8 protein-coding genes are annotated in these 22,478 nt (G+C 62.3%); all 8 read left to right on the forward strand.

Going from position 1 to position 22,478, the window contains the following annotated elements; all coding sequences use genetic code 11:
• Positions 1-34: 34 nt before the first annotated feature.
• The 8 genes from sufB (at position 35) to RG2_RS13735 (ending at position 22,478) form a co-directional block, all read left to right on the forward strand.
• Complete coding sequence (sufB, locus tag RG2_RS13700) at positions 35-1,495, forward strand: Fe-S cluster assembly protein SufB (RefSeq protein ID WP_033232102.1); 1,461 nt, start codon at positions 35-37, stop codon at positions 1,493-1,495.
• The gene (gene sufD / locus RG2_RS13705) at positions 1,495-2,715 is read left to right on the forward strand and encodes a Fe-S cluster assembly protein SufD (RefSeq protein ID WP_033232101.1); all 1,221 of its coding nucleotides are present in this window, start codon (positions 1,495-1,497) and stop codon (positions 2,713-2,715) included. The genes sufB and sufD overlap by 1 nt, the downstream gene beginning before the upstream one ends.
• 33 nt (positions 2,716-2,748) lie before the next feature.
• Positions 2,749-3,564 carry a Fe-S cluster assembly ATPase SufC gene (sufC, locus tag RG2_RS13710; protein ID WP_033232100.1) on the forward strand — a complete coding sequence of 272 codons (816 nt, stop codon included), beginning with the start codon at positions 2,749-2,751 and terminating at the stop codon, positions 3,562-3,564.
• Positions 3,565-3,569: 5 nt separating this feature from the next.
• Positions 3,570-4,835, forward strand: coding sequence for a cysteine desulfurase (locus RG2_RS13715; RefSeq protein ID WP_033232099.1), 1,266 nt, complete (start codon positions 3,570-3,572; stop codon positions 4,833-4,835).
• Positions 4,836-4,838: 3 nt separating this feature from the next.
• On the forward strand, positions 4,839-5,342 hold the full coding sequence (gene sufU, locus RG2_RS13720; RefSeq protein WP_033232098.1) for a Fe-S cluster assembly sulfur transfer protein SufU: 504 nt from the start codon (positions 4,839-4,841) through the stop codon (positions 5,340-5,342).
• Positions 5,339-5,761 (forward strand): metal-sulfur cluster assembly factor, encoded by a 423-nt coding sequence (locus RG2_RS13725; RefSeq protein ID WP_033232097.1) that lies wholly within the window; start codon positions 5,339-5,341, stop codon positions 5,759-5,761. The genes sufU and RG2_RS13725 overlap by 4 nt, the downstream gene beginning before the upstream one ends.
• 150 nt (positions 5,762-5,911) lie before the next feature.
• Positions 5,912-7,996, forward strand: a complete 2,085-nt coding sequence (locus RG2_RS13730) for a condensation domain-containing protein (RefSeq protein ID WP_033232096.1) — start codon at positions 5,912-5,914, stop codon at positions 7,994-7,996.
• A gap of 295 nt (positions 7,997-8,291) precedes the next feature.
• Positions 8,292-22,478: a non-ribosomal peptide synthetase gene (locus tag RG2_RS13735; RefSeq protein ID WP_230590035.1), complete on the forward strand. Its 14,187-nt coding sequence runs from the start codon at positions 8,292-8,294 to the stop codon at positions 22,476-22,478.

Here is a 22,478-nt window from a genome sequence, read left to right on the forward strand (position 1 = left end):
GCCGTCAAGTAACAAGACTCCGGAAGGAGCTCGCATGACCGTCACATCAGACCAGGCGACTACCACTGCAGCTGCAGGCACCGAGCCGCTATCGCAGGAAGAGGCCATCGCGTCCCTCGGTCACTACGGCTACGGCTGGTCCGATTCCGACGTAGCCGGAGCCAGCGCACAGCGCGGACTCTCCGAGGCTGTCGTGCGGGATATTTCCGCGAAGAAGAGCGAGCCGGAGTGGATGCTCGACATCCGCCTCAAGGCTCTGCGCACCTTCGACAAGAAGCCGATGCCGAACTGGGGCAGCGACCTCGAAGGTATCCACTTCGACAACATCAAGTACTTCGTCCGGTCCAGCGAGAAGCAGGCCGAGTCGTGGGAAGACCTGCCCGAGGACATCAAGAACACGTACGACAAGCTCGGCATCCCCGAGGCGGAGAAGCAGCGCCTTGTTGCCGGTGTTGCCGCTCAGTACGAGTCCGAGGTCGTCTACCACTCGATCCGTGAGGATCTCGAGCAGCAGGGCGTCATCTTCCTCGACACCGACACCGGTCTCAAGCAGCACCCGGAGCTGTTCAAGGAGTACTTCGGATCGGTCATCCCGGCCGGCGACAACAAGTTCTCCGCGCTGAACACCGCGGTGTGGTCCGGTGGCTCGTTCATCTACGTCCCGCCGGGAGTCCACGTGGACATCCCGCTGCAGGCGTACTTCCGCATCAACACCGAGAACATGGGTCAGTTCGAGCGCACCCTGATCATCGTCGACGAGAACGCCTCCGTGCACTACGTCGAAGGTTGCACCGCGCCGATCTACAAGTCCGATTCACTGCACTCGGCAGTTGTCGAGATCATCGTGAAGAAGGGCGGCCACTGCCGCTACACAACCATCCAGAACTGGTCCAACAACGTCTACAACCTGGTCACCAAGCGCACCAAGGTCGAAGCCGGCGGATCCATGGAGTGGATCGACGGCAACATCGGTTCCAAGGTCACCATGAAGTACCCGGCCGTATGGCTGATGGGCGAGTACGCCCGCGGTGAAGTTCTCTCCGTCGCATTCTCGGGGGAGGGACAGCACCAGGACACCGGCGCCAAGATGCTCCACCTGGCTCCGCACACGTCGTCCACCATCATCAGCAAGTCCGTCGCCCGTGGCGGTGGACGCGCGTCTTACCGCGGTCTGGTGCAGGTCAACAAGGGTGCCCACGGTTCCAAGTCGACCGTCAAGTGTGACGCTCTGCTTGTCGACCAGATCAGCCGCAGCGACACTTACCCGTACGTCGACATCCGCGAGGACGACGTCACGATGGGCCACGAGGCCACTGTTTCCAAGGTCAGCGACGATCAGCTCTTCTACCTGATGAGCCGTGGTCTGACCGAGGACGAGGCCATGGCCACCATCGTCCGTGGATTCGTCGAGCCCATCGCGAAGGAACTCCCGATGGAGTACGCGCTCGAGCTCAACCGCCTTATCGAACTTCAGATGGAAGGGGCTGTGGGTTAGTGACCACGCCAGAGACCGGTGTCATCGGAGCTGTAGTCGGGGAGAACCCGACCGCTCCTGTAAAGGGTGCAGCCACAGGCTCACCCATCACGAACAAGGGTGAGCAGTTCTCCTCGTTCGACGTCAATGCATTCGAGGTTCCCGGCGGACGTGACGAGATCTGGCGGTTCACCCCGCTGCGTCGTCTGCGCGGATTGCACGACGGCAGTGCTGTTGCCAACGCTCAGATCACGGTCGACGTCGAGGCCGGTAGCGATGTCACCGTCGAGACTGTCGGCCGCGACGACGAGCGCCTCGGCAAGGCCGGCGTCCCTGCCGATCGCATTGCAGCGCAGGCATACTCGAGCTTCGAGTCAGCGACGGTCATCTCGATCGGAGCCGAGGTCGAGGTCGAGAAGCCCGTCGTCGTCACGATGACAGGCGCAGGCGCCGACACAGTTGCCTACGGCCACACCCAGATTCGTCTGGCACAGTTCGCCAAGGCAACCGTTGTCCTCGATCAGCGCGGCAGCGGAACCTTCGCGGAGAACGTCGAATTCGTTCTCGGCGACAGTGCGCACCTGACCGTCGTCGCAGTTCAGGATTGGGCCGAGGATGCCGTGCACGTCACGTCGCATCACGCTCGCCTCAGCCGCGACGCAGTTCTTCGCCACACGGCGATCAGCCTCGGCGGCGACCTCGTTCGTCTCTCGGCAACGGTGAAGTACGACGGGCCAGGCGGCGACGCCGAACTGCTCGGTGTGTACTTCGCTGACGACGGACAGCACTTGGAACAGCGTCTGCTCGTGGATCACAGCCAGCCCAACTGCAAGTCCAACGTGGTCTACAAGGGCGCACTGCAGGGCGATCCGAATTCGAGCAAGCCCGATGCGCACACCGTGTGGATCGGCGACGTTCTGATTCGTGCGGCAGCCGAGGGAACCGACACCTTCGAACTCAACCGCAACCTGGTCCTCACCGATGGTGCACGCGCTGACTCGGTGCCGAACCTCGAGATCGAGACCGGCGAGATCGTCGGAGCCGGACACGCCAGCGCTACGGGACGTTTCGACGACGAGCAGTTGTTCTACCTGCGCGCCCGCGGCATCCCGGAGGATCAGGCACGTCGCCTGGTCGTACGTGGGTTCTTCCACGAGATCATCAACAAGATCGCTGTTCCCGAGGTGCGCGATCGCCTCGAAGCCGCAGTCGAAGCCGAACTCGCAGCAGTCGGCTCCTGACCGCCCTCATACTTCTCATCTTGAAGGAATTTCATGTCTACCAGTGACAACAGCACCACACCGGCCACCTCGGTCCTCGAGGTTCGTGACCTGCACGTCGAGGTCGCCAACAGCGACGCCAACGCTGAACCCATCCAGATCCTCAAGGGCGTCGACCTGACGGTCCGCTCCGGCGAGACGCACGCGATCATGGGCCCCAACGGCTCGGGCAAGTCGACGCTGTCGTACGCCATCGCAGGTCACCCGAAGTACCAGGTCACTTCCGGTTCCATCACCCTCAACGGTGAGAACGTCCTCGAGATGAGCGTCGACGAGCGCGCTCGCGCCGGTCTGTTCCTGGCGATGCAGTACCCCGTCGAGGTTCCCGGCGTCTCCATGTCCAACTTCCTGCGTACCGCCGCTACCGCAGTGCGTGGCGAGGCTCCCAAGCTTCGCCACTGGGTCAAGGAAGTGAAGGAAGCTCTCAACGAGCTCGAGATCGATCCCGCGTTCATCGAGCGTTCGGTGAACGAAGGTTTCTCCGGCGGCGAGAAGAAGCGCCACGAGATCCTTCAGTTGGGCATGCTCAAGCCGAAGATCGCGATCCTCGACGAGACCGACTCCGGTCTCGACGTCGACGCGCTGCGCACCGTTTCCGAGGGCGTCAACCGCTACAAGGAGCGCGAGAACGGCGGCGTTCTGCTGATCACGCACTACACGCGCATCCTGCGCTACATCGCTCCCGATTTCGTTCACGTCTTTGTCGGTGGCCGCATCGTCGAGTCCGGCGGACCGGAATTGGCCGATGAGCTCGAGACCAACGGCTACGTTCGTTTCACAGCGGACGCTTCAGCAACCCAGGGAGCATAAGCGCGATGACCACCTCGGTGCGCGAGCTCGACGTCACCAGGATTCGGAAAGATTTCCCTATCCTGGGACGTACGGTGCGCGACGGAAAACCTTTGGTGTACTTGGATTCCGGTGCGACGTCGCAACGGCCACTCCAGGTGCTCGACGCCGAGCGGGAATTTCTCACCACGTGCAACGCAGCGGTTCACCGGGGTGCTCATCAGCTGGCCGAAGAGGCTACCGACGCCTACGAGGACGCGCGAGCTTTGATCGCGGAGTTCGTCGGGGCTGATTCCGACGAACTCGTCTTCACCAAGAACGCCACCGAAGCGCTGAACCTGGTGACATATGTTCTCGGTGACGACCGCTTCGATCGGCACGTCGGGCCTGGCGACGAAATCGTCATCACCGAACTCGAGCATCACGCCAATCTTGTTCCGTGGCAGGAACTTGCGCGGCGTACCGGCGCTACCCTGAAGTGGTACGCCGTAACGGACGACGGCCGGATCGACCTCGATTCGCTCGAATTGACCGATGCCGTCAAGGTTGTTGCCTTCACTCATCAGTCCAACGTGACAGGCGCGATTGCGCCTGTCGAGGAATTGGTTCGGCGGGCCCGAGCAGTCGGCGCTCTGGTGGTTCTCGATGCGTGCCAGTCGGTTCCGCATATGGCAGTCGACTTCCATGCACTCGATGTCGACTACGCGGCATTCTCGGGTCACAAGATGCTCGGCCCCACCGGCATCGGTGTTCTGTACGGCAAGGCCGACCTGTTGGCAGCGATGCCTCCGTTCATCACGGGCGGATCGATGATCGAAACCGTCACGATGGAGGCCAGCACGTATGCACCGGCGCCGCAGCGGTTCGAGGCAGGCACGCAGATGGTCTCGCAGGTAATCGGTCTCGGTGCTGCGGTGCGCTATCTCAGCGATGTCGGAATGGATGCGATTGCCGCACACGAGCATGCGCTGATCGAAGCCGCACTCGCGAAGCTCTCGACAATCGACGGCCTACGCATCGTGGGTCCGCAGACCGCTGAAAATCGCGGCGGCGCAATCTCGTTTGTCGTCGACGGCATCCATGCCCACGATCTCGGTCAGATTCTCGACGACGAGGGTGTAGCCATCCGCGTCGGACACCACTGCGCCTGGCCACTGCACCGCCGCCTCGGGGTCGCGGCTACGGCCCGTGCGTCGTTTGCCCTCTACAACACCGCTGAGGAAATCGACGTGCTGGTTGCGGCGATCAAGCGTGCCCAGGAATTTTTCGGTGTTGCAGGGGAGTTGAACTGAATCATGCGTATGGAGCAGATGTATCAGGAAGTGATCCTCGATCACTACAAACATCCGCACGGCCGCGGCCTTCGTGAGCCGTTCGGCGCTGAGGTTCATCACGTCAACCCGACCTGCGGCGACGAAGTAACACTGCGCGTGCACATCGCGGACGACGACACCGTCGCTGACGTGTCGTACGACGGTCAGGGCTGTTCGATCAGCCAGGCGTCGACGTCGGTGCTCAACGACCTTGTCATCGGCATGAAGGTCACGGATGCGCTCGAGACCGTGGCAGCTTTCAACGAGATGGTCAGCAGTCGCGGCAAGATCGAGGGCGACGAAGACGTTCTCGGTGACGGCATTGCCTTTGTGGGAGTTTCGAAGTACCCGGCACGTGTGAAGTGCGCGTTGCTCGGATGGATGGCGTTCAAGGATGCAGTTGTCCAGATTGTTGACGGTGGTGCCGTGAATGCTCGAGACAACAGCAGTGATTTGGTCGACACGACTAGAGGACAGGGATCATGACCGAGACACAAGCAACACAGGAGTCCGAGGCCACCGCTCCGGTGAACCCCAATCCCGATTCCACTGCGGAATTCGGTGGCGCGCAGGGTTCCGGAACACTGCCCTCACCGGAACGACTCGACGAACTCGAAGAAGCCATGCGCGACGTTGTCGACCCCGAACTGGGAATCAATGTCGTCGACCTCGGTCTTGTGTACGGGATCTTCGAGGACGACGGCGTTGTCACGATCGACATGACGCTGACGTCGGCGGCGTGCCCGCTGACCGATGTGATCGAGGATCAGGCTCGCGGCGCGTTGGTTCGCAGCGACCTGTGTACCGACATGAAGATCAACTGGGTGTGGCTGCCGCCGTGGGGCCCGGACAAGATCACCGAAGACGGACGCGAACAGCTTCGAGCTTTGGGTTTCACAGTCTGATCCACTGATGCTTTTCTCCTCTGACGCCGGTACCTGACCAAGGTGCCGGCGTTAGGCGTTATGTCCGGTAACGGAGTTATGTGTTCGCGCGATATTTACCAGCGAAGGCATTTTGCCGTTTTCGTACCGAACATCCCAAGGGAGATCCGCGTGAAAGGCAGTTCCGATAGACACTGTGCTCTCGGAACCTCGCGCGATCGCCGGTCATCTCGTCAGGGTCAACTCACGGTTCTTTCGCCGCAGCAGCAGGAACTTCTCGAGGCGCAGCATTCTCGGCCCGACGTTCCACTGACGGTCAGCCACCACGTGGACGTCGCAGGAAAACTGGACATCGATACCCTGAAAGCTGCTAGTTCACTCGCCAGCCGTGAATTCGGATGCCGATCACTGCTACCGGCGCAGGGTGTTGTCATGAGTCATGGTGGCAAGCGGGGCGCGAATTCGTTCGACGTGGTAGATCTCCGAACCGAATCGGATCCACACACCGTGGCCCGGAACTGGATGCAGCGCGAATCGGCTCGGCCGATGGACCTGTCGACCGATCAACTGACACAGTGGGCCATTCTCGTTCTGGGTGACGAGCACTGCTTTTGGTACGCCCGAGTGCATCGCATCGCGCTCGATGTTGCCGGCTGTCGGTCGATGATGATTCGAGCGGCCGAGATCTACACCGCGGCCGTGCGGAACACGGCTCCGGATTCGCCACATTCGCCTCGTACGGCAGTCGACACCGAGGTCGGCTACCGTGTGTCGAAACGCTGGATCCAGGATCAGAAGTATTGGGACGCAACGCTTGCGGGTGCGCCGACCCGAACGTCGCTGGCGGCTGAAACCGCGACGGCTGTGGCGTTGCCCAGCGTCCGAACCGGAACTGTTCCGCGACATGTCATCGCCTCTCTCGAAGGCATCGCCGAAGCGGAGAGCGTGAGCCTGTCCACGGTGCTCATTGCGACGTTTGCCGTGTATCTCGGGCGCATGACGGGTTCTCGTGATGTAGTTCTTCGAATTCCGACGCCGGCGCCGACTTCGTCGACTGCGCGGGTGGCCGGCGCAAGCGCGTCGAATATCGTGCCGTTGCGCGTCATGCTCGATCCGCACTGCCGAATTGGTGAATTGGTGCGGGCAGTCAAAGTCGAATTGGTGGGTGCGATTCGGCACCGCCGCTACCGCGACCAGCAACCGCATCGCGCACCGGTTCTGGCATTGAATCTGTTTCCATCTGGAATCACGCTTGGCGACGCGCGGGGTGTGCTGCATCTCGAGTCTGCGGGCCCCGTCGAAGATTTGGAGGTCACGCTCCAGTCGCACTCCGAAACGAGCGGCATTCAGGTCGATTTTGCAGCGCATCCTGATCTGTATTCGGAGGAAATCCTCACCGAGCACCATCGCAGTTTTTGTGAACTTCTTGCCTTGATCGGTTCCAGCGACGCGGCGACCCTCGTGGCGGATGTCGATCCGCGAGCTGACACGACACCGGATTCAGCGGGGTTGCAGGCCCGTAACTTGGAGTATTGGTGTGAGGCGTTGTCGACACCCGCCCCGACGTTGGGTTTGCTTCCTATGCTCGCAGGTGAGCGTTCCTCGGCGCCGGTCGTCATCTCCCCACAGCTGTATCGACGGCTCGAATCGCTGGCAGCATCGATGTGCACCAGCATGTTCGTGTTGTATCACGCGGCCGTCGCAGGATTGCTGCGTCGACGAGGTTCAGCCTCGGAGGTCTCGATCGGGGTCCCGCTTCGAGGGTATGGTGCGCCGCACCCGGACAACTTTGCCTCGATGTACGCCCATCACGTCGTACTTCGTTTGACCATCGACACCGCGGAGAGCTTGACCCGGTTGATCGAGCGGACCGACGATGCCGTTGTCGACGCGCTGATCCACGCGGATATCCGGTTGTCCGCGGTGGCGGCTGCGCTGGGCGAGCGTCGTTCACTCGACTACGGTCCGCTGTTCAGGACACTGGTATTTGCGCAATCGCCGATGGACACGCATCCACGGTTCCGGGCCGTGATGGGCGGGGTGCCAGTCGGATTCGAACTTGCCGACATGCCAGAACTGTACATCTCGCTACCGAGTCAGACGGGTAGTTCCCGAGCCGTCGGCTACGTGAACTGCATTGCTCCGCCGACAGAGGCCCGTGATCTTGCATTCCGGTTTCAGCGGATACTTCGCGCCATGGTCGATGATTCTCGCCTGACGCTCGAGGCCGTGGATCTGGCGCACAAAGACCTGTGACGTTTGGTGCCCTATGGTGAGGGTATCTGACCCGCCAGTTTGTTTACCGCGGGACTTTTCGCCATTATATGCAGGACGATAGTCCTGTTTTGCCGCATTTGTGATCCGCTCTCATATATCTGTGTGGTAACGCCGCGACGGATAGTCACGATGAGATCTCAAGTGGGCAATTTGTCAGCTTTCGGCATTTGCTCCTTTCTTGGCTCGGCCTATTGACTGGTGCGTTTTTGCTCGTGTGTCACGACTATTTCGTTCAAGGGAGATCCGTGTGGAAGGTAGCCCCAATCGAGGAAGAATGTCCGACACTTTCCCGCTGTCCCCTTCACAACTTTCCTTACTTGTCGCGCAACAGCTGAGGCCCGAAATTCCGGTCACCATTGCGCAGTACGTCGATGTGGACGGACCGTTGGACATTGCCGTACTGACCGCGGCGAGTAAGCAAACCGGACGTGAGATCGGATCGGGGTATCTCCGATTGGTCGAGGTGGACGGCACGCCACGGCAATGGCTCGACGTGAACCTGGATGACCGGCTGGACGTGGTGGACCTGCGCGGAGAGTCGGATCCTGAAGCGGCAGCCCAGGATTGGATGCACCGCGAACACACCACCCCCATGGATCCCTTCGTCGATCGTCTGGTGCGGATGGCAGTTCTCGTGCTTGCGGAGGACCGTTACTACTGGTACAGCCGCATTCATCACGTGGCTCTCGACGGGTTCGGCGCGATGTCGATGATGAATCGCACAGCCGAGATCTACACCGCATCCGTTCGGAACGAACCGGTTCCCGACCAGGAAACAGCGTCGCTCCCCGCTCTGGTCCAGTCCGAATCCGACTACCTGGGTTCGACGCGATGGAACCGCGATCGGGAGTACTGGAACACGAAGATGGCTGATCAGCCGTCCGGGACGTCACTTGCACGCAATACGGCGCCAGCGCAGTCGTGGGCCCGGATCCGATCGGCAACTGTGCCTGCGGCGCTGCGAAACACCATCGCAATCGTCGCGGACGCTCATGACGTCACAACCGCGTCAGTAGTGATCGGAGCCTTGGCCGCGTTCCTGGCCCGCACGATCGGCACCAGAGATGTGGTCCTGAGTCTGCCCGTGTCCGGACGCACGACAAAGGCTGCCAGACGGTCCGGCGGAATGATGTCGAACGTTGTACCGCTGCGGGCGACGATCGACCCGAACTACTGCGTCGGTGACGTGCTCCGCGAGGTGAAACTGGAACTCACCGGCGCGTTGCGTCATCAGAAGTATCGACACGAGGATCTGCGACGAGATCTCAACGCGGGTACTGGGGCCATTGCAGATGGTCGAGGATTTCACGGACCACTGATCAATCTGATGCTGTTTCATTCCGGCATTACTCTTGGCGCCGCCGCCGGTGAACTCCGGGTGATCTCGACGGGCCCGGTGGAGGATCTGTCGGTCAACGTCTACCAGCCGTCCACCACCGACATCCAGATCGATTTTGCGGCCAACCCGGATCTTTATACCGACGAGACCCTCACCGCCCACCATTGTGGGTTCCTCGATTTCCTCGAATTGTTCTGCGCCGCTGGTCCTGATACCCGATTGTCGGATATAGATTTTCACGGGGCGCGGAGCTGGGTCGACAATGTTCGCCATTCGCAAAATATCGAATACTGGGCGCGGAAACTTTCGACACCTGCAGAAGAACTGGGGCTGCCGGTGTCGGCGGACGGGATTCGATCTCAGGCGCCCGTCGCGATCGAATCCGATGTGTTCCGGTGTCTCGAGTCGATGGCCGCAGCGACGGATACGAGTGTGTTCGTGCTGCTGCAGTCCGCGATGGTTGGCCTGCTACGACGCCACGGCTCGGCCGAAGAAGTGTCAATCGGGGTATCGGTGCGTGGATACGGTTCGCCGAGTCCCGACGATTTTGTATCGATGTTCGCCAATCAATTGGTCCTGAGAACCGAAGCGTCGACCTCCGCGACGCTCGCGGAATTGGTCGAGATCGTTGATGGTGTCACTGTCGAAGCATTCGATCGTGCGGACACCCTTCTGACATCGGTCACCGCAGCCCTCGGGGACGGTCGCACAGTGGAGAGCGGACCTTTGTTCCGGGCGATGCTGTGTTTCGACGAAGCACTCGACGCGCACCCACGGTTTCCCGGGCTGATAGTAGGGGTGCCCATCGGGTCCGACATCGCCACCGACCCGGACCTTGTTGTCTCGCTGACGGTCCCGGCTGGCAGTGACGGCAGCGGCGACCGGACTGTCACCGGGGTTGTGGACTGGCTCGGTTCGAAGCGAGCCGCCGAGGATCTCGCAGACCGCTTCAGTCGTGTCCTGACCGCGCTGGTCACGACACCTCGCTTGGCTTTGGGGGCTGTTGCGCTACTGCGAGCCGACGAGCGAGGTGCGCTCGTACGGCCGGTGCGGCCGCCAACTCCGGTTCGTACACTGACCGACGTCCTTGCCGGTCAAGTCCGCAACCTGCCACACGCTGTTGCGGTTGTGTGTGGCAGTGAGCGGATGTCGTACCGAGTACTGGACGAGCGATCGAACCGGTTGGCCCGCAAGCTGATCCAGGAGGGTGTTCGTTCCGAATCGCTTGTCGGCATCATGCTGACGAAATCGCTCGACATGATCGTCGCCGTAACAGCCGTGCTGAAGGCCGGCGGTGCTTATCTTCCACTCGATCGTGCGCACCCGGCTGATCGGGTGAGTTTTGTGATCGACGACGCGAAGCCGGTGTGCATTATCTCCGATTCCGAAATTCCGAATGCGGTGGTGGTCGGGGTCGAATCCGCTGAATTCTCCGCCGACGCTCTCGGCGACCACTCGGGTTTTCACAGCGCCGACAACCTGGCCTATGTCATCTACACGTCGGGCTCGACCGGGAAGCCGAAAGGAGTCCCGGTAACTCATGCAGCGGTGATGCGACTGTTCGAGAACACACGTCGTGATTTCGGGTTCGACCACACCGATGTATGGACGATGTTCCACTCGTTTGCCTTCGACTTCTCGGTGTGGGAATTGTGGGGAGCTCTGCTGTACGGCGGAACGCTGGTACTTGTCGACCACGACCTTTCGCGTGATCCCGATGCCTTCCGTGCCCTTGTCGCCGAAGAAGGCGTCACCGTGCTGAATCAGACACCGTCGGCGTTCTACCAGTACATCGAGGCGGACACGCGTGCAGTGTCTCCGACTGCGCTCCGGTACGTGATCTTCGGCGGTGAAGCACTGGACCTGCGTCGCCTCGGGCGCTGGTACGACAATCACAGCGACTCGGCACCGACTCTTGTCAACATGTACGGGATCACCGAAACGACGGTGCACGTCACTCGTCTCGAACTGGGCAGTGCACACGCACGCTCAGCGGCCGGCAGCCAGATCGGTGACGCCATCGACGGGCTTCGGGTCTACCTGCTCGACGACCATCTCTCACCCGTCCCAGTGGGTGTTGCGGGGGAGATCTACGTTGCCGGCGGCCAGCTCGCTCGCGGTTACCTCGGGCGTCCGGACCTGACGGCGTGCAGGTTTGTCGCCGACCCGTTCAACGCCGGCGGAGGGCGGCTGTACCGATCCGGAGACCGGGCTCACTGGGTTGAACCCGGCCGGCTCGAGTATCTCGGTCGCGGTGACGCTCAAGTCAAGATTCGTGGTTTCCGGATAGAACTCGGTGAGATCGACGCCGTAATCCTCGCTGCGCCTGGAGTAAACGACGCCGTGACGGTGGTGGCACCCACACCGGCCGGTGATGTTCTGGTCACGTATGTGACCACAGCCGACGCCGTCGACGACCAGGCGTTGCGAATGCATGCTGCTGGAATGCTCCCGACGTACATGGTTCCCGACGCGTTCATGGTGATCGACGCAATTCCTTTGACCACCAACGGAAAACTTGACCGACGCAGCCTGCCGTCACCGATCCTGGGTTCCCAGGCTGCGTTCCGGTCACCGACTACTGCGACCGAAATTGCGGTTGCCGCTGTTCTTGCCGACATTCTTGGCAGTGGCCCACTCGGGCTCGACGACAACTTCTTCCATCTCGGCGGAAACTCATTGGCCGCGACGACGGTGGTTGCCCGGGTGGCCGAGGCAACGGGCGTGCGAATGCCCTTGCGGGCGTTGTTCGACCACCCGACTGTTTCCGGAATTTCCGCGAGCGTAGAATACGCAACTCAGACGCCGGACAGCGGTGCCCTGCGGGTTGAACCACGTCCGCAGACGCTACCGCTCGCGCCCGCACAACAGCGACTGTGGTTCCTGGGGCGAGTGGCGCCGGAGTCCGGTGCGTACAACATTCCGTTTGCGATATCGCTGCGGGGCAACGTCGACACCGCTGCGCTGCAGCAGGCTCTTCTCGACGTCGTGACTCGGCACGAATCGCTGCGCACCGTGTTTCCCCAGTGCGGCGACCAGGCAGTTCAGGAAATCCTCGATCCCGGTGACAGCTTCGAGGCGCTGGAATCCATCGACGTCGAACGGCGCTTGCTCGACGACCGGATCTTCGAATTTGCTTCGGCCGGTTTTGATCTGGTGCGTGAATCTTCGGTGCGGTTCCTGCTGATCCAGGTTGCCGATACCGACGAATATGTCCTGGTGGTTGTCCTGCATCACATGGTGGCGGACGGTTGGTCACTTGCTCCGCTGGCCGCCGATCTCACCGGCGCCTACGCCGCTCGGGTCACCGGCCACGCTCCGATGTGGGAACCGCTAACCGTCCAGTACGCCGACTACGCACTGTGGCATCGTCAGCACCTTGGCGAAGTCGCCGACCCGAATTCGCTTGCATCCGAACAGATTGCGTTCTGGACTCGCCAACTCGCAGACGCACCCGAACAACTTGATCTGCCGATCGATCGTCCTCGCCCGATCGCGCCGTCGCTGCGCGGTTCGCACATGGACTTCAGGATTGATGCGCCCGTCCATCAGAAACTGACGGCCCTGGCCGCAGACCACGGCGCCACGCCGTTCATCGCTCTGCACGGCTGCTTTGCTCTGCTACTGGCCAAGTACAGCGGTACGGACGACATCGTCGTCGGAACGCCGGTCGCTGGTCGAGGGGACAGGTCTCTGGATCCCATCGTCGGTATGTTCGTCAACACACTCGCTCTGCGCACGGTCATCGACCGTGGCATGACATTCCACGAGTACCTCGAACAGGTCAGAAGTATCGACCTCGACGCTTTCGACAACGCAGACGTGCCATTCGACGTTGTGGTGGACGCACTGGAAATCGATCGTTCGTCGTCGCACAATCCGGTGTTCCAGGTGGCAATCACCTCGCGGATTGCGACCACCAACACCGGGGAAATCGCCGGGATCTCGATGACGGCTCGAGCGGTCGATACCGGCCTGACCAAGTTCGATCTCGAATTGACGATCGCCGAACGGCACGAAGCCGAGATCGAGGGGATTGCACGACCAGACGGAATCGATGCCACCCTCACCTATTCCACCGACCTGTTCGACACTTCGACGATCGAAGCGATGGCCGAGAACTTCGTGACGCTCGTGAAGTCCGCCGTTACCGACCCGGCAACGCGGGTTGGCGATCTTCATACGCTTCATGCCGGTGAAAGCGCCGCCGTACTGCCACGACGCGGTCAGGCAGGGTTGCCCGATGCGACGCTAGCGCAGATTATCGGCGGCACGGCAGAGGCATATCCCGACCGGATTGCCGTCGACGACGGTGAGCGCGCACTGTCGTACCGCGAGCTCGACAGTGAATCCAATCGGATCGCTCGATACCTCATGGACCTGGGCGTGTGCGGCGAAGTGCCGGTAGCGCTGGCAGTTGCGCGGTCGGTCGACTCGGTTCTTGCAGTGTGGGCAGTCGCCAAATCCGGTGGAGTCTTCGTTCCCGTCGACCCGCGGTACCCGGAAGATCGCGTGGCGCACATGCTCGAGGATTCCGGAGCGCGGATCGGCATCAGATCAGTCGACGCTGCCGCAGGTGGCAGCGTTGCCGCGTGGATCGACTTTCGCGACCCAGACATCGCGGCGGAGGTCGCGGCGTATCCGGACTCTCCGATCGGCCACGACGAGCACTCCACATCGGCCACACCAGCGTCTGCGGCGTACATCATCTACACGTCCGGATCGACCGGCGTGCCGAAAGGCACTGTCGTCACGCACTCCGGCCTGGCCAATCTTGCGCGGGAACAGCAGGATCGATATCGGATCACCGAAAATTCCCGGACCCTACATTTTGCGTCACCGAGCTTCGACGGTGCCGTACTCGAACTTCTGCTCGCGGGGTCCACCGGCGCGACGATGGTGATCGCGCCGGCTGACATCTACGGCGGCGACGCGCTTGGGAAGTTCCTTCGAACGAGCGCGGTGACCCATGCCTTCGTCACACCCGCAGCACTCGCGACGGTAGATCCCGGCGGTATCTCCGACCTTGAATGTGTTGTTGTCGGCGGCGACGTCTGCACACCGGAACTCGTCGAGAGTTGGAGCCGGGGACGCCGGCTGCACAACGGGTACGGGCCCACCGAAACCACGGTGATGGTGGCGATCAGCGACCAGATCGAACCCGGTGAGTCGATCACCATCGGCGGACCCATCCGCGGTGTCGACGCCGTTGTCCTGGACTCGCGGCTGCAACCGGTGCCGGTCGGCGGCGTCGGCGAACTGTACATCGGTGGAGCGGGGCTGGCTCGCGGCTACCATCGACGTGCCGGATTGACATCGGATCGTTTTGTCGCACATCCGTATTCGACCGACGGTGCACGGATGTACCGAACCGGAGACCTCGTTCGTTGGACCAAGGACCTCACACTTCGCTACGTGGGGCGCAGCGACCATCAACTCAAGATCCGCGGATTCCGCATCGAACTCGGTGAGATCGACGCCGCGTTGATGGAATCTCCACTTGTACAGTTCGCAACAACAATCGCCGTCGAATCCTCCGTGGGGACCGCACTGGCGTCGTACGTGCTGTTCAGTGACGAGAACCGCGACGGCGAGAACCGCGACACCGAAGCTCTGTTCGGGTTGCTCGGGGAAACCTTGCCCCGCTACATGATTCCGTCGTCCATCACCGCCATCGACGCCATACCGCTGACGCCGGTAGGAAAGCTGGACCGCCGGGCGCTACCCACGCCGCTCGCGCGTGAAATCCTCGGTACCGGGCGCGCGCCGGAGCCGGGTCTGGAGCAGGCAGTAGCGGAAGTCTTTGCAGCGCTTCTGGATGTGACCGCCGTGCGAGCAAGCGACAGTTTCTTCGATCTCGGTGGCAACTCGCTGATCGCCACGCAGGTCACCGCACGATTGACCGCCGCGACGGGTATTGCGGTAGAGGTGCGGTCGATCTTCGAGAACCCCACCGTCGAAGGTCTGGCACTGCGTCTCGCTTCGTGCGTCGCAGCCTCGGACGATCGCCCGGCTCTCACGGCCGTTGTCCGCCCTGATCGCGTGCCGCTTTCGGCCGCGCAACAGCGACTGTGGTTCGTCAACCGGTTCGATCCGGCATCGCCGGCTTACAACATTCCGTTCTCGATTCGGATTACCGGAAATGTATCGGTCGACGCCCTCGAAGCGGCATTGTCCGATGTCATCGCACGTCACGAAGCACTGAGAACCGTCTATGTCGATGACGCTGACGGTCCCGTTCAGATCATTCGCGCGCGGGCCGACGTGAATTTTGCGGTGGAGCAGTGCACCGGTAATGCCGACACCACGGTGGACGAGTTCACAGGTCGAGGTTTCGACCTGAGTGCGGACCTTCCGCTACGGGCACTGCTGGTACGCGAAGGCCCGGACGTGCATCGTCTGGTGGTGGTTATCCACCACATTGCCTTCGACGGTTGGTCGTTGACCCCGTTTGCTGCGGATTTCGTTGCTGCGTATTCGGCTCGCGCAGTGGGGGACTCACCGGTATTTATGCCGCTGGACGTGCAGTACGCCGATTACGCGCTGTGGCAGCACACCGTTCTCGGTGATGCACACGATCCGGAAGGCGTGGTTTCTCGTGAGCTGAAATTCTGGACGGCGACAATGGCCGGCGCGCCGGACGAATTGCGCCTACCCAAGGATCGTCCACGAGGATCCGAGTCCACCACCGCGGTCGGTTCCGTCCCGGTCATCCTCGACTCCGATGCAGGCAGGCTCATCGGCGTTCTGGCCCGTGACACCGGAACAACGCAGTTCATGGTCCTGCACGCGATGTTTGCACTTGTTCTTGCACGCCTCGGCGCGACCGACGACGTGGTGATCGGAACACCGGTTGCCGGCCGTGGGCGCCCCGAACTCGATGCGCTGATCGGAATGTTCGTCAACTCCTTGCCGCTGCGCACAGCGGTTGATCACCGGGCGCCGTTCACGGACCTGCTCGACGCCGTACGCGAGAGCGACCTCGCCGCATTCGAACACGCCGATCTGCCCTTCGACGTGCTGGTGGACGCACTTGATCTCGACCGGTCGACGCCGCGTCATCCGGTGTTCCAGGTCATGCTGTCGTACCATCAGAATCTTGTGTCTCCGCAGGTGAGTGTGCATGGCGTCCATCTGCACGCGGAGCCACTCGAACCTGCGACAGCGAAATTCGATCTCGAACTGACGCTCGTGGCGGGTGATTCCGACAACCCGGAGATCACCGGCTCCCTGCGTTTCGCGCACGCCTTGTTCGACGAGGACACCGCAGCTCGGATTGCCGCACGGTTCGAGTCGGTAGCGCGGGCCGTAATCGCCGATCCGAGTACCACGATCGCCGATATCGAACTGCTCACCGCCGACGAGCGGGCGTCGCTGATGCCGGTTCGCGGGCCGGCTTGGGTCGGATCGCGCACCTTGGCGGACATCTTCACCCAGACGGCAACGGAGGCCGGACATTCGGTTGCGCTCCGATCGGGAAATGTGACCCTGCGCTACCGTGAACTGTATTCCCGTGCGTCAGCGGTGGCGCATCGGTTGACCACGGAGGGAATCGGCGCCGAAGACATTGTGGCGATTGCGATTCCGCGTTCCGTCGACTCGATAGTTTCGCTGTGGGCCGTGGCATTGACCGGTGCGGCGTTTGTTCCCGTCGATCCGCGATATCCGGCGGATCGAATCCTGCACATGCTCACCGATTCCGGGGCTTCACGCGGATTGACGACAACATCTGTGCTCGAGTCGCTTCCACGATCCGTGCCGTGGTTGACAATGGATGAGATTGTCGCTGATTCGCGCGAACTGGTGGTTCCAGCAGCACCTATCCGAGCCGACAACCTTGCATACATCATCTACACGTCGGGCTCGACTGGTAAACCCAAGGGTGTCAGCGTCACTCACCGCGGACTGAGTGCGCTAGCCGCAGAACAAACGCAGCGATACAGCATCTCCGCTTCCTCGCGGACCCTTCATTTTTCGTCACCGAGCTTCGACGCTTCTATCCTCGAACTACTGCTTGCCATAGATGCCGGCGCCACGATGGTGATTGCCTCACCCGATGTGTACGGCGGTGAAGATCTGGCCGAGCTCATCGCCCGTGAAGGCGTCACGCACGCCTTCATCACCCCGGCAGCGCTTGCCTCGGTCGATCCGACCGGGCTCGATGTACTTCAATCCATCGTTGTCGGCGGCGAGGCATGCCCGCCCGAACTGGTGCAGCGATGGGCGCCGGGCCGTCGGTTGTTCAACGGCTACGGCCCCACTGAAACCACGGTCATGGTGTGCATCAGCGACGCGTTGGCAGTGGGGGAGCCAGTCACCATCGGCGGACCGGTCCGCGGGGTGTCGGCTGTCGTTCTCGACGGATCCGGAAACCCGGTGCCGGTCGGTGTGACGGGTGAGCTCTACATCGCCGGTCTCGGACTGGCCCGCGGATACCACGATCAGCCTGCGCTGACCGCATCGCGATTTGTGGCGGCACCATTCGGTCCCAGTGGAACTCGTATGTACCGGACCGGTGACCTGGTGCGCTGGACTGCCGGCGGAACCATCGACTACGTCGGGCGGTCCGATCATCAGGTGAAAGTTCGTGGGTTCCGCATCGAACTCGGCGAAATCGATTCGGTTCTCAGCAGCCATCCCGGCGTCGAATTTGCCGTCACGGTGGGTGTGGACGGCCCGGCCGGCGAGACGATATTGGCGTCGTACGTGGTGCTGTCGACGGAAACAGTTGCGGTGGAAGAGCTTCTGAGCCATGCGCGCCGGTCCCTGCCGGCGTTCATGGTGCCATCGGCGATCACTCCGATCGGCCACGTTCCACTCACCCCCGTCGGAAAGCTGGACCGCGCCGCACTACCGGCCCCGGTGCTTGGCACGATCGAGCGAACGGTGGCGCCCCTGGTCACGGCAACCGAACTGGTGGTCGCCGACGCGTTCGGAGAACTGCTCGGTACCGAGGACATCGGCGCCCTGGACAATTTCTTCGACCTCGGCGGCAACTCACTGCTCGCGACCAGGCTGGTTGCGCGTCTCGGCGAATCACTGGGCCGCCACGTTCCGGTCCGCATGCTGTTCGAACACCCAGACATCCGAGACCTCGCAGCTGCGCTGGATTCAACGGCTTCGGTCCTGGCGCTGCCGCCGATCACTGTAAGCAAGCGCCCCGAACGAATTCCACTGTCGTACGCGCAATCACGCGTCTGGTTCCTCAACCAACTCGATCCGGCCTCACCCGCGTACAACGTTCCGGCGGCAATCTCACTCGACGGCAGCCTCGACGTGCCGGCTCTGGAAGCTGCGGTGCTCGATGTGATCGAGCGTCACGAGATCTTGCGAACGGTGTTCCCCGACTCGGATACCGGGCCGCATCAGGTGGTGCAGAGCAACGTCACCGCGGTGGAATTCGAGACGGAAGGCGCCCGTGGGGCGGTGCCGATTGCCGCCGAATTTGCTTCTCGTGGCTTCGACGTCACCTCCGAAGCGCCCATCCGCGCACTACTGATGGAGACCGCACCGGATCGCCACACTCTTGTCATCGTCGTGCACCACATCGCCGCTGACGGATGGTCCGTCGCGCCCTTGATGAGGGACGTGCTCACCGCCTACATTGCACGATGCTCCGGACATGCTCCGAACTTCACACCCCTCGACGTGCACTACGCCGACTTCGCCCTGTGGCAACGCCAGGCGCTCGGCGGCGCGGACGACCCCGATAGTGTGCTCGGCGCACAGGCGTCGTACTGGCGGGAAACCTTGCGCGGGGCACCCGAGTTGATCGATCTCCCCGTCGATCGGCCGCGCCCGCTCACTCAATCGCTGGCTGGTGCGCACGTCACCGTCGCGCTGCCGTCGCACATTCGCACCGCAGTGGAAGCCCTTGCCGGATCTAACGCAGCGACACCGTTCATGGTGTTGCACGCGGCATACGCCGTGCTGCTGTCTCGCGTGAGTCGCAGCAGCGACGTCGTGATCGGCTCGCCGGTCGCCGGACGTGGCCACCGAGTTCTCGACGATCTGGTCGGAATGTTCGTCAACACCGTCGGACTGCGCACGATTGTCGATCCCGCTGCGACCTTCGTCGACGTACTACGCACTGTTCGCGCCGTTGACCTGGATGCATTTGCCCACACGGACATTCCTTTCGAACAGGTTGTGGAGGTTGTTGCGCCGACGCGTACAACCGACCGCCATCCGTTGTTCCAGACGATGTTCTCCTTCCACGCCGCTCATCAGGTGGCGTGGAAACTGCCCGGACTGATCGTCCGCGCGGAGGAGATCACGCCCGACGTCGCGAAGTTCGATCTGCAATTCACGGTCGTGGAACAGACAGACGCAGAGGGCGCCGGGTACACCGCGTCCCTGACCTATGCAACGGATCTGCTCGACGCAGATACCGCTGCGTCGTTTGCAACGATGTTGGAGACGCTTGTCGCCGAGGTGACTGCCGATCCGACCGTCGTAGTCGGCGACGTGGACCTCCTCGGACCGAATGAGTCCAGTGCTGTGCGCGGTGACGTAGCAGGCGACCCCGCGACGTTGCCGCAGCTTCTCGCCCGAGCTGCGTCCGATCCGTTGGCTTTGGCATTGATCGATGCGGCGGGATCCGACGCTCTGACGTACGGCGAACTCGATCGCCGATCCGACGCTCTGTGCCGCGTGTTGGCAGCGAGTGGCGCTGCCCCGGAAACGATTGTCGCGATTGCACTTCCGCGGTCCGTCGACTACGTGATCGCAGTGTGGGCTGTAGCCAAGACCGGCGCGGCGTTCCTGCCTGTCGATCCGGCGTATCCGGCCGAACGCATCGAACACATGCTTCGCGACAGCGGGGCCGTTCTCGGACTGACAGCCGGCAGTTATGTCGCCGACCTGCCGGACACATCGCGGTGGGTCACACTCGAGTCGCTCGAACTTACCGTCGGCGGCGCAGACGTGCGTCCGGTGTCGGTCGAGCTCGATCACCCGGCCTACCTGATCTACACGTCCGGTTCCACCGGAAAACCGAAGGGCGTGTTGGTCACCCACGCGGGACTGTCAGCTTTTGCGGAGGAACAACGCGAGCGATTCGGCGTGAGCGCTGATTCCCGCACCCTGAGTTTTGCGTCTCCCAGCTTCGACGCGTCGATTCTCGAACTGCTGCTTGCCGTCGGCGCAGGCGCAACCATGGTGATTGCACCCTCGACGGTGTACGGCGGCGCCGAACTGAGAGATGTGATGCAGCGCTGCGCTGTCACGCACGCGTTTGTCACCCCAGCAGCCCTGGCGACGGTTGATCCCAGCGGACTCGATCAGCTCGACGTAGTGATCGTCGGCGGCGATACGTGCTCAGCCGAGCTCGTATCCCAGTGGGCCCCACGGCGACGGATGTTCAACGCCTACGGTCCGACCGAGGCCACGGTCGCGGTCACGATCAGCGACGAGTTGAGCGTCGGGGATCCGGTGTCGATCGGTGGCCCGATCCGGGGCGTCGCCGCGCGTGTTCTCGATTCGCGCCTGCACTCGGTACCCGGGCGACTCGTCGGTGAGTTGTACGTCAACGGGGCCGGACTTGCGCGGGGGTATCTCGGTAGTCCCGCGTTGACGGCAACACGGTTTGTTGCCGACCCGTACGGCCAGGCAGGTGCGCGGATGTACCGCACCGGCGATCTGGTGCGCAGCGACCGCGGCGGTTCGTTGAACTACCTCGGACGCGGCGACCACCAGGTCAAGGTGCGGGGGTTCCGTATCGAGCTGGGAGAAATCGACACGGTCGTGGCGTCGGAACCGTCGGTCCGTGCAGCCGTCGCGGCCGTTGTGGGGGCCGGCAGCGATTCCAGGATCGTGGCGTACGTCGTCCCTGCCGTCGGCGGAAGTATCGATTCGGCAATGTTGCGCCGCCATGCCGCTCGCTTGTTGCCGACGCATATGGTGCCGTCCGCCTTCGTGACGATCGACTCGATCCCGACGTCGCCGGCAGGCAAGGTCGATCGCTCCGCGCTCCCGACTCCCACGTGGGACGACGACGGCGGCCGCAGGCCGGAGGGTTCCGCGGAGATCGCTCTGTGCGCGGCATTCGCCGACGTACTCGAACTCGACGTCGACATGGTCCACGCAGATTCGAGCTTCTTCGATCTCGGCGGAAACTCGCTGATGGCAACACGTCTGGTAGCTGCGATCGAGGTGAGGACCGGGAGCGCAGTTCCCGTTGGGTGGTTGTTCTCGGATCCGACGCCGGAGGCGCTGGCCCGCAAGCTTGCCGACGCCGACTCGTCCGAGCCGGATACATCAGCCTCGGCCGAGTCGGATGCATCAGCACTGTCGGTTCTGCTGCCTATCCGAACCTCAGGGGAAGCCGAACCGCTGTTCTGCGTCCATCCCGCGATCGGCTTGGCCTGGTGCTACGGCGGGTTGGCTCAGTACGTCGATCCAGCCCGACCGTTGTACGGCCTGCAGTCGCCGATCCTCACGGACCCGGAATTCCGGGCAGAGATGATCGAAGATTTTGCGGCGCGATATGTCACGGAGATCCGCCGAGTCCAGCCGCACGGTCCATATCACCTACTCGGATGGTCGATCGGGGGACTGATCGCGCACGCTGCTGCCGTGCAGCTGCAGGCATTGGGGGAGAGCGTTGCCGAACTGGTCCTGTTGGACAGTTTCGTGCTCGAGGATCCGTCAATGGACGGAGCGCAACCCACACTCGCGGAATTGGTCGCGGGGCTGGGGATAGCGGTCCCTGACGCGGTGGAGTTGACTCCCGCGGCTGCGGAAGTGTTACTCCGTCGCAGTATCGGGGATCATCCGTTGGCCTCCAGCAACACGATCGAGCGACTGTACGACGAGTACTGCGCCGGGGCGCACCTTGCACATCGGTATCGCCCCGGCAGATTCGTCGGTGATCTGCTGTTCTTTTCGGCACACACGGACACCTTCGACCCACTGCGCACTGCGTCGGCGTGGCGACCGTTCATAACCGGCGTGATCGTGGACCGTCCGGTCCCCACCTCACACGCGGACATGTTCACCGACGTCGGGCTGGCGGCGATCGGGCCCGCGGTGAAACTGGCCGTTGCGTCGGGTGGTGATCGAAGCACCGACGTCGACGCTGAACTCGATGCCTTGATCGACGAACAGGACATTCGGCGGTAG

Source organism: Rhodococcus globerulus NBRC 14531 (assembly GCF_001894805.1).
Classification (GTDB): Bacteria; Actinomycetota; Actinomycetes; order Mycobacteriales; family Mycobacteriaceae; genus Rhodococcus_F; species Rhodococcus_F globerula.